This window comes from Aquicoccus sp. SU-CL01552, assembly GCF_040365005.1.
GTDB lineage: Bacteria > Pseudomonadota > Alphaproteobacteria > Rhodobacterales > Rhodobacteraceae > Antarcticimicrobium.
The window spans coordinates 1-15,384 of the sequence record NZ_BAABWV010000019.1 but is presented as its reverse complement, the minus strand read 5'-3'; the positions used below and the strand labels follow the sequence as shown (position 1 = coordinate 15,384).

At 68.1% G+C, this 15,384-nt stretch carries 12 protein-coding genes; 9 read left to right on the top strand and 3 right to left on the bottom strand.

Features of this window, described 5'->3' with window-relative positions:
* The first annotated feature begins 64 nt into the window (after positions 1-64).
* Positions 65-658, top strand: coding sequence for an HD domain-containing protein (locus ABWV23_RS19030; protein WP_353350631.1), 594 nt, complete (start codon positions 65-67; stop codon positions 656-658).
* Here the strand turns inward: ABWV23_RS19030 and ABWV23_RS19025 are convergent.
* From ABWV23_RS19025 to ABWV23_RS19015, 3 genes are all read right to left on the bottom strand, one after another.
* Complete coding sequence (locus ABWV23_RS19025; RefSeq protein ID WP_353350629.1) at positions 655-1,839, bottom strand: glycosyltransferase 61 family protein; 1,185 nt, start codon at positions 1,837-1,839, stop codon at positions 655-657. The two genes, ABWV23_RS19030 and ABWV23_RS19025, sit on opposite strands and share 4 nt — an antisense overlap.
* A gap of 10 nt (positions 1,840-1,849) precedes the next feature.
* Complete coding sequence (locus ABWV23_RS19020) at positions 1,850-2,404, bottom strand: ActR/PrrA/RegA family redox response regulator transcription factor (RefSeq protein WP_353350627.1); 555 nt, start codon at positions 2,402-2,404, stop codon at positions 1,850-1,852.
* 98 nt (positions 2,405-2,502) lie between these two features.
* Positions 2,503-3,126 carry an SCO family protein gene (locus ABWV23_RS19015; protein ID WP_353350624.1) on the bottom strand — a complete coding sequence of 208 codons (624 nt, stop codon included), beginning with the start codon at positions 3,124-3,126 and terminating at the stop codon, positions 2,503-2,505.
* A gap of 88 nt (positions 3,127-3,214) precedes the next feature.
* Between ABWV23_RS19015 and regB the strand changes: the two genes are divergently transcribed.
* From regB to trxA, 8 genes are all read left to right on the top strand, one after another.
* The gene (regB, locus tag ABWV23_RS19010) at positions 3,215-4,630 is read left to right on the top strand and encodes a sensor histidine kinase RegB (protein WP_353350622.1); all 1,416 of its coding nucleotides are present in this window, start codon (positions 3,215-3,217) and stop codon (positions 4,628-4,630) included.
* Between the two features lie 108 nt (positions 4,631-4,738).
* Positions 4,739-6,298, top strand: coding sequence for a PAS-domain containing protein (locus tag ABWV23_RS19005; protein ID WP_353350620.1), 1,560 nt, complete (start codon positions 4,739-4,741; stop codon positions 6,296-6,298).
* A 41-nt stretch (positions 6,299-6,339) separates the two neighbouring features.
* Positions 6,340-6,828 (top strand): tRNA (adenosine(37)-N6)-threonylcarbamoyltransferase complex ATPase subunit type 1 TsaE, encoded by a 489-nt coding sequence (tsaE, locus tag ABWV23_RS19000; protein WP_353350618.1) that lies wholly within the window; start codon positions 6,340-6,342, stop codon positions 6,826-6,828.
* Complete coding sequence (locus ABWV23_RS18995; RefSeq protein WP_353350616.1) at positions 6,821-7,825, top strand: aminoglycoside phosphotransferase family protein; 1,005 nt, start codon at positions 6,821-6,823, stop codon at positions 7,823-7,825. Before tsaE ends, ABWV23_RS18995 begins: the two co-directional genes overlap by 8 nt.
* Positions 7,822-8,517, top strand: coding sequence for a nucleotidyltransferase family protein (locus tag ABWV23_RS18990; protein ID WP_353350614.1), 696 nt, complete (start codon positions 7,822-7,824; stop codon positions 8,515-8,517). The genes ABWV23_RS18995 and ABWV23_RS18990 overlap by 4 nt, the downstream gene beginning before the upstream one ends.
* Positions 8,510-11,446 carry a double-strand break repair protein AddB gene (gene addB, locus ABWV23_RS18985; RefSeq protein ID WP_353350612.1) on the top strand — a complete coding sequence of 979 codons (2,937 nt, stop codon included), beginning with the start codon at positions 8,510-8,512 and terminating at the stop codon, positions 11,444-11,446. The genes ABWV23_RS18990 and addB overlap by 8 nt, the downstream gene beginning before the upstream one ends.
* Positions 11,443-14,862 (top strand): double-strand break repair helicase AddA, encoded by a 3,420-nt coding sequence (gene addA, locus ABWV23_RS18980; protein WP_353350610.1) that lies wholly within the window; start codon positions 11,443-11,445, stop codon positions 14,860-14,862. Before addB ends, addA begins: the two co-directional genes overlap by 4 nt.
* 2 nt (positions 14,863-14,864) lie before the next feature.
* Positions 14,865-15,185 (top strand): thioredoxin, encoded by a 321-nt coding sequence (gene trxA, locus ABWV23_RS18975; protein ID WP_353350608.1) that lies wholly within the window; start codon positions 14,865-14,867, stop codon positions 15,183-15,185.
* Positions 15,186-15,384: the final 199 nt, after the last annotated feature.

Sequence of the window (15,384 nt, the reverse complement as noted above, 5' to 3'; positions counted from 1 at the left end):
GCCGTTGCGCCGCGTCGCCCAAACGGTCAGAAAGCGTCCACCCGCGAACCAGATGGTGACCCGAATGAAACAGCCCCGCGCCTGGCAACGCATGCTCTCCGGCCGCCGGCTCGACCTGCTGGACCCGACGCCGGTGGATATCGAGATCGAGGATATCGCCCACGGCCTGGCCTTCGTCGCGCGCTGGAACGGCCAGACGCGGGGTGATTATGCCTATTCGGTGGCCGAGCATTCGCTGCTGGTCGAGGACCTGTTCGCCCGCATCGCCCCCGGGGCACCGGTGAAATGGCGGCTGGCGGCGCTGCTGCACGATGCGCCCGAATACGTGATCGGCGACATGATCTCTCCGGTCAAGGCAGCGGTGGGCCCCAGCTATGGCGAGTTGGACGCGCGGCTGGCGGCGGCGATCCATATCCGCTTCGGCCTTCCGGCCGCGATCCCTATCAAGGTGAAACGCCAGATCAAGAAGGCCGACCGCATCAGCGCCTGGATGGAGGCGGTCCGGATCGCCGGCTTTGCCGAGTCCGAGGCCGACAGGTTCTTTGGCAAGCCCGACAGGACGTTGATTGCAGACCTGGATATCCGCCTGCGTCCGCCGAAAGAGGTGCGCGCCGCCTATACCGCGCGGCACGCGGCGCTGATCGCAGACCTCGGCTAGGACGCCGTCTCGGCGCGGTCGGCGCGGCGGGCCTGCCGCAGGGCACGGATGCGTCGTTTCTTGTAATGGGGTGACTCGACAAAATCGCCGTTTCCACCCAGCCCCTTGTCCGACAGGATCTTCTGCCGTTCCTCTTCACTGAGCACCGGCCAGTCCTGCCCCTTGCGCACGAAGCCGGCCTCGCCCAGCGCCCGGCCCAGCCCGGCGTGGTTCAGCTCGCCGAACGACAGCCGGTTGGATTTCTTCTGCCTGGCCTTGACCCATTCGGTGCGCAACGCCTCGATCACCACCGGGTTCGAGCCGCAGAAATGTGCCACGTTCAGCGCCAGCAGGTTGTTGGCCCCCGACTTGCGCCGCAGGATCATCGCCACCGGCTGATCGGCCCGGCCCACCATCGCGAACAGGTGCAACGCCGAGCCATCCGCCGCGATCACCTGTTTTGCCGCCTTGTAGCGGGCCAGCTGGGTGACGATATCGTGGTTCTGCGGGTGAAAGATCTCGTATCCCTCATCCATCAGCAGCTCTTCCAGCCGCTCCTCACCCAGCAGCCCGCCCTTGCCGAGCCCGAGTTGTGACCGCGAGATATAGAGTTTTTCCGGCCCTTCCGCCGCCACATCCTGCGCGAAGCGGGAATGGATCGCATCGCGGAACTTTTGCGTACCGGCGGTGATCTTGCCCAAGCCAAAGCCCTGGCCGGGCACCACCAGTTCCTCGACCTGCATCGGTTCCGCCGCCACCTTGATCGGCAGGCCCGGCGCCATCTGCCCGATGAAATCAGATTGGAAGCCGCGCACCATCTCTCCCACGCGTGGGCGCTTGGGGATGAACAGGATGCCGTCGACCGGGGCGTCGAGGTGGTCCAGCGCCCAGAGCCGCGCAGTGCTTTCCACCAGGAAATGTCCGAAATGCGCCCAGAGCACCCCACCCCAGAGCCAGCGGCCCGGCAGGGTCGCCGTAACCCCATCGGGCTTCGGCGGCTCGGTGGTCAGCGGCCGGTACTTGCGCCAAAGCGCACCATGCGGGCAATAGCGCCCGTCGCGGTCCAGAATGCCGGCCGGCTGGACAAAGGCACTTTCGTCGGGGGGCACGACCGTGGCGCCCTCGAGCGTGACGATCTGTTCCGACCAGCCACCCTCGGGCAGCGGCTGGCTCTCGGGTCCGAGCGGATCCGCCTCTGTCATCACCGATCCCTCAGCGCGGGCTGCGCTTGGCCAGAATGCGTTGCAGGGTGCGCCGGTGCATGTTCAGCCGCCGCGCGGTCTCGCTGACATTGCGGTCGCACAGCTCATAGACCCGCTGGATATGCTCCCAGCGCACGCGGTCCGCACTCATCGGGTTCTCCGGCGGTGGCGGCAGTTCGTCGGGCTTGGCCAGCAGGGCGTTGACGATGTCGGTGGCATCCGCCGGCTTGGACAGGTAATCGGTCGCACCGATCTTGACCGCGGCGACGGCGGTGGCGATGGCGCCGTATCCGGTCAGGACCACGACCCGGCTGTCGGGGCGTTTTTCACGCAGCACCTCGACCACGTCGAGCCCGTTGCCATCCTCGAGCCGCAGGTCGACCACCGCATAGGCCGGCGGCCGCGCCGTGGCGATCGCCTTGCCGGCAGCCACCGATCCGGCGGTCTCGATCTCGAAACCGCGCTTCTCCATCGCCTTGGCCAGCCGTCGCAGAAACGGCTCGTCATCATCGACGAGCATCAGGGATCTGTCCTCCCCGATCTCGCTCAAAGCTGGTCCGACCATGCGCACTCCTTTGCGGGCTCGCTATATTTTGCCTGTCAATGACTAATAGCAGCGCAGGAACAAAGGTCAAACGCCCAAAGCCGGCAACCGCCCCGAGACTACATGTTGTCGACGAAACAGCCGATCCCGTCGGCAAGTTGCTCGGGTGTCAGGTCGCGGCGAAAGAACTCGACAAAGCCATGTTCGGGCAGCACCAGGTAGGAAAAGGTCGAGTGGTCGATCAGGTAATAGTCCTCGTCGCCCTCGTCCTGGCGCTTGAAATAGGTCTTGTAGGCCTTGCTGGCCGCCTTGACCTGCTCGGGGCTGCCGGTCAGGCCGATCATGCGCTCATGCAGGTTGGCCGCGAAATCGCCCACAACCTCGGGGGTGTCGCGCTCCGGATCGACCGAGATGAAGACCGGCGTCACCATCTTGCCGCGCTCCTCGAGGATGTCGATCGCCTCGACATTGCGCGAATTGTCCAGCGGGCAGACATCCGGGCAATAGGTATAACCGAAATACAGCAGCGACGGCCCGGTGATCACATCCTTGTCGGTCACCGTCTCGCCCTTGGAATTGACCAGTTCAAACGGACCGCCGATCTGGCTGCTGCCGCCGGCGACCTTGGTGGTGCGACACTGGGCGAACTGGTCGTCCCCCCCGGCGGGGCGGCTGACGAACCACAGGGCGCCCAGCCCGACGGCGACGAGAACGGCGGCAATGATGGCATAAATGCGGGTCATGATGGGGCCTTCGAAACAAGAATTGTTGATCCTTCGCGGCAGGAGACCTATCACCGTCCTCAGCCGATGCAACTGACTTAGGCGGATCATGCCGGAATCCAATGTGGGCATTTGGCGCGGCCAGGAGCGCAGCAGCTGGATCCGGCTGCGCACTCTTATTCTTTTGCGCTGGGTCGCGATCGCGGGCCAGGTCGGCGCGATCACCGCCGCCCAGCAGATGTATCACCTGCAGATCGAGCTTTTGCTGTGCTACCTGGCGATCGGCATTTCCGTGGCCGTCAACGTCAGCGCCATGTTCCTGTTCCCGGAAAACAAGCGGCTGTCCGAGTTCGAGAATTTTCTCATGGTGCTCTACGACCTGCTGCAACTGGCGTTCCTGCTGTATCTCACCGGCGGGCTGAACAACCCCTTCGCGCTGCTGTTGCTGGCGCCGGTCACGATCTCCGCCAATGTCCTGGGGCTGCGGGCCGCGCTGATCGTCGGCGGCACCGCGATCCTTCTGGTCACGCTGCTGGCGCAGTTCAACCTGCCGCTGCGCACCGCCGAGGGGTTCATCCTGCGCGTCCCCGACATATTCATTTTCGGCAACTGGGCCGCCATCATCATCGCGGCGGTGTTCATGGGGGCCTATTCGTTCCGCATCAACTCGGAAATGCAGACCATGTCCGAGGCACTCTCGGCCACCCACATGGCGCTGTCGCGCGAGCAGAAGCTGACCGACCTGGGCGGTGTCGTGGCCGCCGCCGCGCATGAACTGGGCACGCCGCTGGCGACGATCAAGCTCACCAGTTCGGAACTGATCGAGGAATTGGAGGACCAGCCCGAGCTGCGCGAGGACGCGGAACTGATCCGCGAACAGGCCGACCGCTGCCGCGACATCCTGCGCGACATGGGCCGCGCCGGAAAAGATGACCTGCACCTGCGCCAGGCGCCGCTCAGCGCGGTGCTGCGCGAGGCCGCCGAACCGCATATGCAGCGCGGCAAGACCATCCATTTCAGCGCCGAGCCGGGCGAGGGGGCCGACCCCCAGCAACCGGCGATCCTGCGCCTGCCCGAAGTGATCCACGGGCTGCGCAACCTGATCCAGAACGCGGTGGATTTCGCCGAAGCCAACGTCTGGGTCGAGATGACATGGACAGACGACGAGATCCGGGTCCGGATCATTGACGACGGACATGGTTTTCCGACGCAGGTGATCGGACGCATCGGCGACCCCTTCGTGCGCCGCCGGAGCGGACAGCCCGAGGCCCATGACACCCAGGACAACACCGACCGCCCCGGATACGAGGGCATGGGCCTGGGCCTGTTCATCGCCAAGACGCTGCTGGAACGCTCGGGCGCGACGCTCAGTTTCTTCAACGGGCTCGACCCGTACAAGACGGTGCCGATCCGCCCCGACCAGAGCGGCGCGATCGTCCAGCTGGTCTGGCCCCGCAGCAAGATCGACGCGCAACAGGGCGAATTTGCTCTGCCCCTTGGCGCCAACCGCCCGATCAAGGCATGATCCGCGCCCGGGGACGTCAGGCCAGGCAATGGGATAAAATGGTTAAACTCGTTTTAACCCTTTTGGCCCCAGACTGGACGATACCGCCGGCAACCGGGGACAGCGGGCATGTTTGACATCACTTTCGGCGAAGGGGCGGCGCTTGTCGCGATCTGCCTTGCCACCGCGATGCTGGCGGCCCTGTGGCTGTCGCCGTCGGCGCGCGCGCCATCGCCGGTGCGATCCGCGCCACGCGGAACCGGGCCGGACCGAGACCCGGTGTTCCTGTTCGACGGAACCGAGCTGATCGACGCATCTTCCTCCGCCCGGGCCTTTGTCGGCGACCCGGCGGACAACGTTTCCTGGGGAGCGCTGCGCGAGGTGCTGCTGCCCAGCTATCCCAGTTTTCCGCAGGACCCCGAACAGGTGCGCGAGGCCGGCCGGCTCTCGGTTCCCGCGCTGGACGGGGATCCCCCGGGCGAGGCGATGTGCGAATGGGTGGACGGGATCACCCGGGTGCAGTTGCGCGCCGGGGAACCGATGTCCAACGCCGACCTGCCGCCCCTGGCGCGCGAGCTCGAGATCCTGCGCACCGCCACCAGCGCCGCCCCCTATCCGGCCTGGCGTGTCGACGACGAGGGGCGGGTGACCTGGTGCAACACCGCCTATGCCGCGCTGGTCCGCAAGGCGCGCGGGCGCGGCGCCGACACCGCCTGCCCGTTGTTCCCGAACCTGCTTTCCGATGCATCGACGCGCCGCAAGCAGCGCCAATCCGTCACCGTCGAGGGCGAGGACCACAAGCTGTGGTATGACGTCTGGACGATCCGCCACAAGAACGGGCACCTGTGCTATGCCACCGACGTCAACGCCGTCGTCGATGCCGAGGCCGCCCAGCGCAATTTCGTCCAGACCCTGACCAAGACCTTCGCGCAACTGTCGATCGGGCTGGCGATCTTTGACCGCACCCGGCAACTGGCGCTGTTCAACCCGGCGCTGATCGACCTCACCGCGCTGCCGGCCGAGTTCCTGTCCAGCCGCCCCAGCCTGCTGAGTTTCTTCGACCGGCTGCGCGACAGCGCTATGATGCCGGAACCCAGGGATTACGTCTCCTGGCGCAAGAAACTCGCCGATCTGGTCGAGGCCGCCGCCAGCGGCCAGTACCAGGAAACCTGGTCGCTGCCCTCCGGCTCGACCTATTCGGTCAGCGGTCGGCCCCACCCGGACGGCGCCGTCGCCTTCCTGTTCGAGGACATCACCGCCAAGGTCACGCTCACCCGCCGGTTTCGCGCCGAACTGGAACAGAACCAGGCGGTTCTCGACGCGCTGGACCGGGCCATCGCGGTGTTCGCACCCGACGGAACGCTGACCTTTTGCAACGCGGCCTACCGCGATCTCTGGGCGGTGGACCCCGACAGCAGCTTTGCCCAGTTCACCGTGGTCGATGCAACACGCGGCTGGCAGGACAAGTGTCACGCCACCCCGGCCTGGGGAGAGCTGCGCGATTTCGTCTCCTCGCGCGAGCATCGCAGCGACTGGCGCGCCGAGGTGCGGATGCGCGACGGCCAGCATCTCAATTGCACCGTGCGCCCGATCCAGAACGGCGCGACCATGGTCGAATTCGTCACCACACCGTCGCCCGCGACCGGGCCCGCCCTTTCCGCACAACCGGTGGACGCCGAGCAGCGGTGATCCGGCTTGCGGCCCGGCGGCGGCGGCGCCATTGTGGCGCCATGATCCGACCACCCCTCTCCCTTTCGCTCGATTCACCAGAGGCGACCGCCCGTCTGGCGGCCCGGCTGGGCGCGCTGCTGCGTCCGGGCGATTGCCTGCTGCTCGACGGCCCGATCGGCGCCGGCAAGACCCATTTCGCCCGCACCCTGATCCAGCCGCTGCTGGACGTCCCCGAGGACATCCCCTCGCCGACCTTCACCCTCGTGCAGACCTACGACACAAGCGCCGGCGCGCTCTGGCATGCCGATCTCTACCGGCTGTCGGCGCCCGAGGAGGTCGAGGAGCTTGGCCTCGCCGAGGCGATGGAGCATGAAATCTGCCTGATCGAATGGCCCGAGAAACTGGGTCCGCTCACCCCGCCCGATGCGCTGCGCATCACCTTTGAACCCGATACCACGGACCCGGAGCGTCGCCACCTTACGCTCGACTGGTCGACCCCACGCTGGGCCGAGGTTCTGACCCCCCTGCATGAGACCGCCAATGACTGACCGAAGCACCCTGGCCGACAGCTTTCTCGCCACCACCGACTGGGCGCAGGCGACCCGCGCGCCGCTGGCCGGCGATGCCTCCAACCGCCGCTACGAACGGCTGACCGATCCTGTTACCGGGCAAAGCGCCGTGTTGATGGACGCGCCCCCCGACAAGGGTGAGGATGTGCGCCCCTTCACCGCCATCGCGCAGTACCTGCGCGACCAGGGACTGAGCGCGCCGCAGATCCACGCTGAGGATGCCGAAACCGGCTTTCTGCTGCTCGAGGATCTGGGCGACGCTCTGTTCGCCCGAGTGCTCGAGGCCGATCCCGCGCCCGAGCGCCAACTCTACGAGGCCGCGACGCAGGTTCTGGTCACGCTGTTCGATGCACCGCTGCCCGATCTGGCGCCCTATGCACCGCCGCTGATGGCCGAGCTCTCTGCCCTCGCCTTTCGCAAGTACCGGATGGGGATCACGGGGGACGACGGCGGCGCGGCGCTGACCCGGTTCCTGCCTCGGTTCGAGGACATCCTGCGCAAGACCACCGGCGGGCGCCAGGTGGTGGCGCTGCGCGACTACCATGCCGAGAACTTGATCTGGCTGCCCGAGCGCGCCGGTCCCGCCCGCGTCGGCCTGCTGGATTTCCAAGATGCCATGCTGGGCCACCCGGCCTATGACCTCGTCTCGCTGTTGCAGGATGTCCGCCGCGAGGTGCCGGCGGGGATCGAGCTGGCGATGACCGAATTGTACGTTTCGGCCACCGGATTGGACGATCACGCCTTTCGCACCGCCTACGCGGTGCTGGGCGCCCAGCGGGCCTTGCGCATCCTCGGCGTCTTTGCCCGGCTCGCCACCGATTACGGCAAGCCGCACTATGTCGACCTGATCCCGGCGGTCTGGGCGCATCTGCTGCGCGACCTCGAACACCCCGCGCTGGCTCCGGTCGCCGAGCTGCTGCTCGAGGCGCTTCCGGCCCCCACGCCCGAGGCGCTTGCCAAACTGAGGCCGCAATGACCGCGCGCCCGCAGGCCGCCATGCTGTTCGCCGCCGGGTTCGGCACCCGCATGGGCGAGTTGACCCGCGACCGGCCGAAACCGCTGGTCGAGGTGGCGGGCCGCCCACTGATCGACCATGCGCTGGAGCTGGTCCGCCCACTGGAGCTGCCGCGCGTGGTGGCGAACCTTCACTACAAGCCCGAGATGCTGCGCGCGCACCTGGAACCGCTGGGCATCGCGCTGTCGCAGGAGACGCCGAACATCCTCGATACCGGCGGCGGTCTGCGCGCCGCGCGGCCGCTGCTGGGTCCGGGGCCGGTCTTTACCCTCAATACCGATGCGATCTGGGCCGGACCGAACCCGATGGAGCTGCTCCGCGCGGCGTGGGAGCCGGAGGAGATGGACGCGCTGCTGATCTGCGTGCCCCCGGACCGGGCGCTGGGCCACCAGGGCGCGGGCGATTTCGCGATGGACACAGAGGGGCGCATAACGCGGGGTCCGGGGCTGATCTATGGCGGGGCGCAGATCCTGCGCACCGATCTTCTGGACGAGATCGAAGAAGAGGTGTTCTCGCTCAACCGGGTCTGGGACAGGATGCTGGCGCGTGGCCGCCTGTTCGCGCTGGAATACCCCGGCCGCTGGTGCGACGTGGGCCATCCCGGCGGTATCACGCTGGCCGAAACGCTGTTGGCGGAGGCCGGAGATGTTTGATCCGAGCGCGACACCCCGCGTCTTTGCGCTGGCGCCCGGGGTGGATTTCCCGCGCGCGCTGGTCGAAGGGCTCTGTGCCCGGCAGGAAGGCCAGCCGCCCGAGGCGCTGGCGCGGGTGCAGCTGGTGGTCAACACCCGCCGCATGGCCCGCCGCGTCCGGGCGATCTTCGACGCCGGCCCGCCGCGCCTGTTGCCACGCCTGTCGCTGGTCACCGACCTTGGCGAGAGCGGCGCGATGGACCGGCTACCGCCCGCGATCCCGCCGCTGCGGCGACGGCTGGAACTGACCCAGCTCATCGCCAAGCTGTTGGACCAGCAACCGGACCTCGCCGCGCGCGCCTCGCTCTACGACCTGGCTGACAGCCTTGCCGGGCTGATCGACGAGATGCAGGGCGAGGGGGTGTCGCCGCATGATATCCGCAGCCTCGACGTCAGCGACCTGTCGGGCCACTGGGCGCGGGCGCAGGCCTTCATCGGCATCGCCGACGACCTGATCGGCAGCGACGAGGACGAGCTTGACGCGCAGGCCCGCCAGCGCCGGGTGGTCGAAGGGCTGATCGCCCGTTGGCAGGCGGCACCACCGGAGCACCCGGTGATCCTGGCCGGGTCCACCGGGTCGCGGGGCACCACGCTGATGCTGATGCAGGCGGTGGCGCGGCTGCCGCAGGGTGCGGTCGTGCTGCCCGGCTTTGATTTCGACCAGCCGGAAGCGGTGTGGACGGGCTTGGAGCGCGCACTGACCTCCGAGGATCACCCGCAGTACCGCTTTCGCAAGCTGATGGACGCGCTGGAGATTACGCCCGCCGACATCCGGCGCTGGACCGAGACTGCACCCCCCGCGCCCGAGCGCAACCGGTTGGTCTCGCTCGCCCTGCGGCCCGCACCCGTGACCGATGCCTGGATGGCCGAGGGGCCGGGGTTGGCGGGGCTCGACCGGGCCACCTCCGACCTCACGCTGGTCGAGGCCGCCGGCCCGAGGGACGAGGCGCTGGCCATTGCCCTGCGCCTGCGCGAGGCGGCGGAAACCGGGCAGTCGGCGGCGCTGATCACGCCCGACCGGATGCTGACGCGGCAGGTCACGGCGGCGCTGGAACGCTGGGGGATCACCCCCGATGACAGCGCCGGTCAACCGCTGCACCTGTCGCCGCCGGGCCGGTTCCTGCGCCACGTGGCCGAGCTGTTCGTCGCGCGGCTGACCAGCGAGGCGCTGCTGACGCTGTTGAAACATCCGCTGTGCCATGACGGGGCCGGGCGAGGCGACCACCTGCGCCACACCCGCGACCTGGAGCTGGACCTGCGCCGCAACGGCCCGGCCTTTCCCGATGCCGAGGGGCTGGCCCGCTTTGCCGCGCGCCGGGATGATGCGGCACTGGCCGGATGGCTCGACTGGATCTCTGACGCTTTCCTCGACCGGTCGCGTCCCGGGACGCGGCCGCTGTCCGATTGGGTCGCCGATTTGCGCACCTTGGCCGAACGGATCGCCGCCGGCAGCGAGGCGGAGGGCGCAGGTACGCTCTGGCAGAAGAACGCCGGCCAGAAGGCGTTGCAAGTGATCGAGGCGTTGGAACGCGAGGCCGGTCACGGCGGCGAGATGTCTGCCCGCGACTTTGCCGATCTTCTGGCCGCGCTGTTGCAGGGAGAAGAGGTGCGCGACCGCGACGCCGGTTTCACCGGCATCATGATCTGGGGCACGCTCGAGGCACGGGTGATGGGCGCCGATCTGTTGATCCTCGGCGGGCTGAACGAGGGCAGCTGGCCCGAGGCGGCGCGCCCCGATCCCTGGCTGAACCGACAGATGCGCGACCGTGCGGGCCTGTTGCTGCCGGAACGGCGGATCGGGCTTTCGGCGCATGATTTCCAACAGGCCATCGCCGCGCCCGAGGTCTGGCTGACCCGCGCGCAACGCTCGGACGATGCCGAAACCGTGCCGTCGCGCTGGCTGAACCGGCTGACCAACCTGTTGGCGGGCCTGCCGGATCAGGGCGGACCGCAGGCGCTGGCCGACATGCGGGCGCGCGGACGCACCTATCTTTCCTGGGCCGAGGCGCTGGAACAGGCCAGCCCGGTGCCCCCCGCGCCGCGCCCCTCGCCGCGCCCGCCGGTTGCGGCGCGCCCCGACCGGCTGAGCGTCACCGAGATCAAGCGGCTGATCCGCGATCCCTACGCGGTCTATGCCCGGCGGGTGCTGCGGCTGTCGGCGCTGGATTCGCTGGTGCAGGAACCCGACCCGCGGTTGCGCGGCACCGTGCTGCACGAGGTGTTCGAGCGCTTCGTGCGTGACGACCTGGGCCGGGGTGCCCCGCTGAGCCGCGAGGCCCTGCTGACCCGCGCCCGCGAGGTGCTGGAAGAGCATGTGCCCTGGCCCAGCGCCCGCGCGCTCTGGCTGGCGCGGCTGGGCCGGATCGCCGAGGCCTTTCTCGCCGCCGAAGCCGGGCGGCAGGCCGAGGCGATCAGTTCCGCCTTCGAACAGACCGGCAAGATGGTGCTCAGCCCGCCGGGTGTCAGCATGGTCGGTCGGGCCGACCGCATCGACATGGACGCACGCGGCGCCCTGTTCATCTATGACTACAAGACCGGCGCGCCACCAACCCGCGACCAGCAGGCCAAGTTCGACAAGCAGCTGTTGATCGAGGCGGCGATGGCCGAACAGGCGGGCTTCGGCGACCTGGCCCCCGCGCCGGTCGCCGGGGCGGCCTTTATCGGTGTCGGCAGCAGCTACAAGGAGGTGGCCGCGCCGCTGGAGGATGAACCGCCGGCGCAGGTGCTGGCTGAGCTGCGCGAATTGCTCACCGCCTATGCGCAACCCGATCAGGGCTATACCGCGCGCCGGATGCTGTTCAAGGACAGCGACATCGGTGATTATGACCAGCTCGCCCGCTTCGGCGAATGGGACCGCAGCACCACACCCACCCCGGAGGACCTGGAATGACCCCCCGCGACGAGGCCACCGAACGGCAGGTTCAGGCGGCGCGGCCCGATGCCTCGACCTGGCTGGCGGCCAACGCCGGCTCGGGCAAGACCCGGGTGCTGACCGACCGGGTGGCGCGGCTGTTGCTGGCGGATGTCGAGCCGCAGCACATCCTGTGCCTGACCTATACAAAGGCGGCGGCGAGCGAGATGCAGAACCGCCTGTTCAAACGGCTGGGCGCCTGGGCGATGCTGGGCGACGCGGACCTGGAACAGGCGCTGACCGAGCTGGGCGCCGAGGGCGCGATCACGCCCGAGCGGCTGGCCCATGCGCGCACGCTTTTCGCCCGCGCGATCGAGACCCCCGGCGGGCTGAAGATCCAGACCATCCACTCGTTCTGCGCCTCGCTGCTGCGCCGCTTTCCGCTGGAGGCCGGGGTCAGCCCGCAATTCGCCGAGATGGAGGATCGCGCCGCCGCCCTGTTGCGCGCCGAGATCGTCGAGGATTTCGCCGACGGTCCGAACGCCGCGCTGATCGCGGCCCTGGCCGAGCGTCTGACCGACACCGACTTCACCGCGCTGACCGCCGCCGTAACCGGCAAGCGCGCCGGTTTTTCCGAGCCGCTGGATGCCGAGGCGCTCTGGGCGCTGTTCGACCTGCCGCCCGGCTATGACGACACCGCCTTGACGGACGAGGTGTTCCTGGGTGGCGAGGCGGAGGTGCTGGGCCAATTGCGCGCAGTCCTGGCCAGCGGCAAGAGCACCGATCAGAAGGCGGCCGACAAGCTCGCCGCGATCACTGATCCGGGGCTTGCCGACCTGCCGGTGCTGGAGAGTGTCTTTCTCACCGGGGCCAGCGCGAAAGAGCCGTTTTCGGCCAAGTTAGGGTCTTTTCCAACCAAGGATCTGCGCAACGCCCACCCCGATCTGATGGACCGGGTGGAACCGTTGATGCTGCGGGTCGAGGCCGCGCGGTCGCGTCGGCTGGGGCTGGCGGCGGCGCGCAAGTCGCAGGCGTTGCATGCCTTTGCCGCCGCCTTTCTGCCCGAGTACGAGCGCCGCAAGCAGCTGCGCGGCTGGCTCGATTTCGACGACCTGATCCTGAAGACGCGCCACCTGCTCAACGATCCCAGCGTGGCGGCCTGGGTGCTCTATCGTCTCGACGGCGGCATTGACCACATCCTCGTGGACGAGGCACAGGACACCAGCCCCGAGCAATGGGACGTGATCGAGAAGCTGGCACAGGAGTTCACCTCGGGCCAGGGGGCGCGGGCGGACGTGGAGCGCACGATTTTCGTGGTCGGCGACAAGAAACAGTCGATCTATTCCTTCCAGGGGGCGGACCCGGACGCCTTTGACCGGATGCAGGCGGAATTTTCGCGGCGGTTGGAGGATACCGGAACCGGGCTTCAGGATCTGACGCTGGAGTTCTCCTTTCGCTCGGCGCAGGCGATCCTGCAGCTTGTCGACCTGGTGTTCGAGGGCAAGGCCGAGGCCGGGTTCCACAAGGACGCGCTGCACCGGGCCTTCAAATCCGACCTGCCGGGGCGGGTGGACCTTTGGCCGGTGGTGGAAAAGGTCGAGGATGACGACGACGGCGACTGGACCGACCCGGTCGACCGGCCCGGCGCCCGGCATCACAACGTGGTCCTGGCCGAGCGGATCGCGCAGGGCATCAAGCGAATGATCGAAACCGGGGAAACGGTGCCGATAGACGGCTCTAAACCGGGGGAATTCCGCCGCCGTCCGGTGCAGGCGGGCGATTTCCTGATCCTGGTGCAGCGGCGCTCGGACCTGTTCGCCGAGATCATCCGCGCCTGCAAATCCGCCCGGCTGCCGATCGCGGGGGCGGACCGCCTCAAGGTCGGGGCCGAGCTTGCGGTCAAGGACCTGGCGGCGCTGCTGCGGTTTCTCGCCACCCCCGAGGACGATCTGTCGCTGGCCACGGTGCTGCGCTCACCGCTGCTGGGTTGGGGGGAACAGGCGCTGTTCGACCTGGCGCACCGGCGCGCGCCGAGACGGCTGCTGTGGCAGGCCCTGCGCGACCGCGCCGAAGAGTTTCCCGAAACCCTGACGATGCTGAACGACCTGCGCGACCAGACCGATTTCCTGCGCCCCTATGACCTGATCGAACGGATCCTGACCCGTCACGACGGGCGGCGGCGTCTGCTGGGCCGACTGGGGGCCGAGGCCGAGGACGGGATCAACGCGCTGCTCAGCCAGGCGCTGGCCTATGAACGCAGCGCGGTACCCAGCCTGACCGGCTTCCTGGTCTGGATGGAAACCGACGACCTTGAGATCAAGCGCCAGATGGGCAGCGCCGGCAACATGATCCGGGTGATGACGGTGCATGGCGCCAAGGGGCTGGAGGCGCCGATCGTGATCCTGCCCGACACCGGCAAGCGGCGCCCGCCGGCGATGCCCGAGGTGATGATGTCGGGCAACGTGCCGTTGTGGCGCACCCCGGCCGACCAGATGCCGCCGGTGCTGACCCGGGCCCGCGACGCGGCGCAGGCCAAGCAAATGTACGAAAGGCTGCGGCTTTTGTACGTCGCGCTGACCCGGGCCGAGAAATGGCTGATCGTCGTCGCCGCCGGCGATTTGGACAAGAATGGCGACAGTTGGTACCAGTTGGTGCAATCGGCGATGGTCCGCGCCGGGGCGGTGCCGGAGGTGTTCGAGGGCGGCTCCGGGCTGCGCTATGCGGTGGGCGACTGGACCGCGCCGGAGCTGACCGGGGCCGAGCCGCAGGTGTCCCACGCGGTGCCGCTGCCGGGGTTCCTGACCCAGCCCGCGCCGGAACAGCCCGCGGCGCCGGTGACGCTGGGACCGTCGGAGCTGGGCGGGGCCAAGGCGCTGCCGGGGGACGCAGGGCAGGACGAGGAGGCGGCCAAGGCGCGCGGCACCCGGATTCACCTGCTGTTGGAGAATCTGCCGGGCGTGGCCGAGGCGGAGTGGGCGCGGGCCGCCGACAACCTGCTGGCCGATCTGCCGGAGGAAGACCGCGCCGAGCTTCTGGCCGAGGCGCGCGGCGTGCTGCGCACGCCTGAGCTTGCACCGATCTTTGCCGCCGATGCGCTGGCCGAGGTTCCGGTGACCGCGCCGCTGGGCCAACGGCGCCTGCACGGGGTGATTGACCGGCTGATCATGGCGCCCGATCACGTGTTGGCGGTGGACTTCAAGACCAACGCCACGGTGCCCGCGCAGCCCGAAGCCTGCCCCGAGGGGCTGCTGCGGCAAATGGGCGCCTATGCCGCCGCGCTGGCGCTTGTCTATCCCGGTCGGCGCATCGAAACCGCCATCCTGTGGACCCAGACCGCACGGCTGATGCCCCTGCCGCACGATCTTGTGACAGCGGCGCTGGCGCGGTCGGGTTGCCTTGACGATACCGGTGGCGCTGCATACGTTCCGAGCAAGCCTTTCGCATCAGGAGAATGACCATGGCCACCGTTGCCGTTACCGACGATACCTTCGACAAGGAAGTGAAGCAGTCCGATATCCCCGTCGTGGTGGATTTCTGGGCCGAGTGGTGCGGCCCCTGCAAGCAGATCGGCCCGGCGCTGGAAGAACTGTCGGCCCAGTATGAGGGCAAGATCAAGGTGGCCAAGGTGGACGTGGACACCAACCCCAACACCGCCGCTGCGATGGGCGTGCGCGGCATTCCCGCGCTGTTCATCTTCAAGGACGGACAGGTGATCTCGAACCGCGCCGGCGCGGCCCCGAAGGCGGCGCTGCAAAGCTGGATCGACGACTCGATCTGATCGCGGTTTTCACGTTGAATTTCAAAGGGGTGCCTCCGGGCGCCCCTTTTTCGTTGCCACGAATTTCACATGAAGTCAGTTGGAAGGACGTCATCCCAATGCCGGCAAGGGCATAAGGTAGTAGCTAAACTAGATATCTCCTTTGGTTGAGTTGCGAAAACCCAAGGCTGTGCCGTCGCCCTCCGATTCTTTAGCCCTT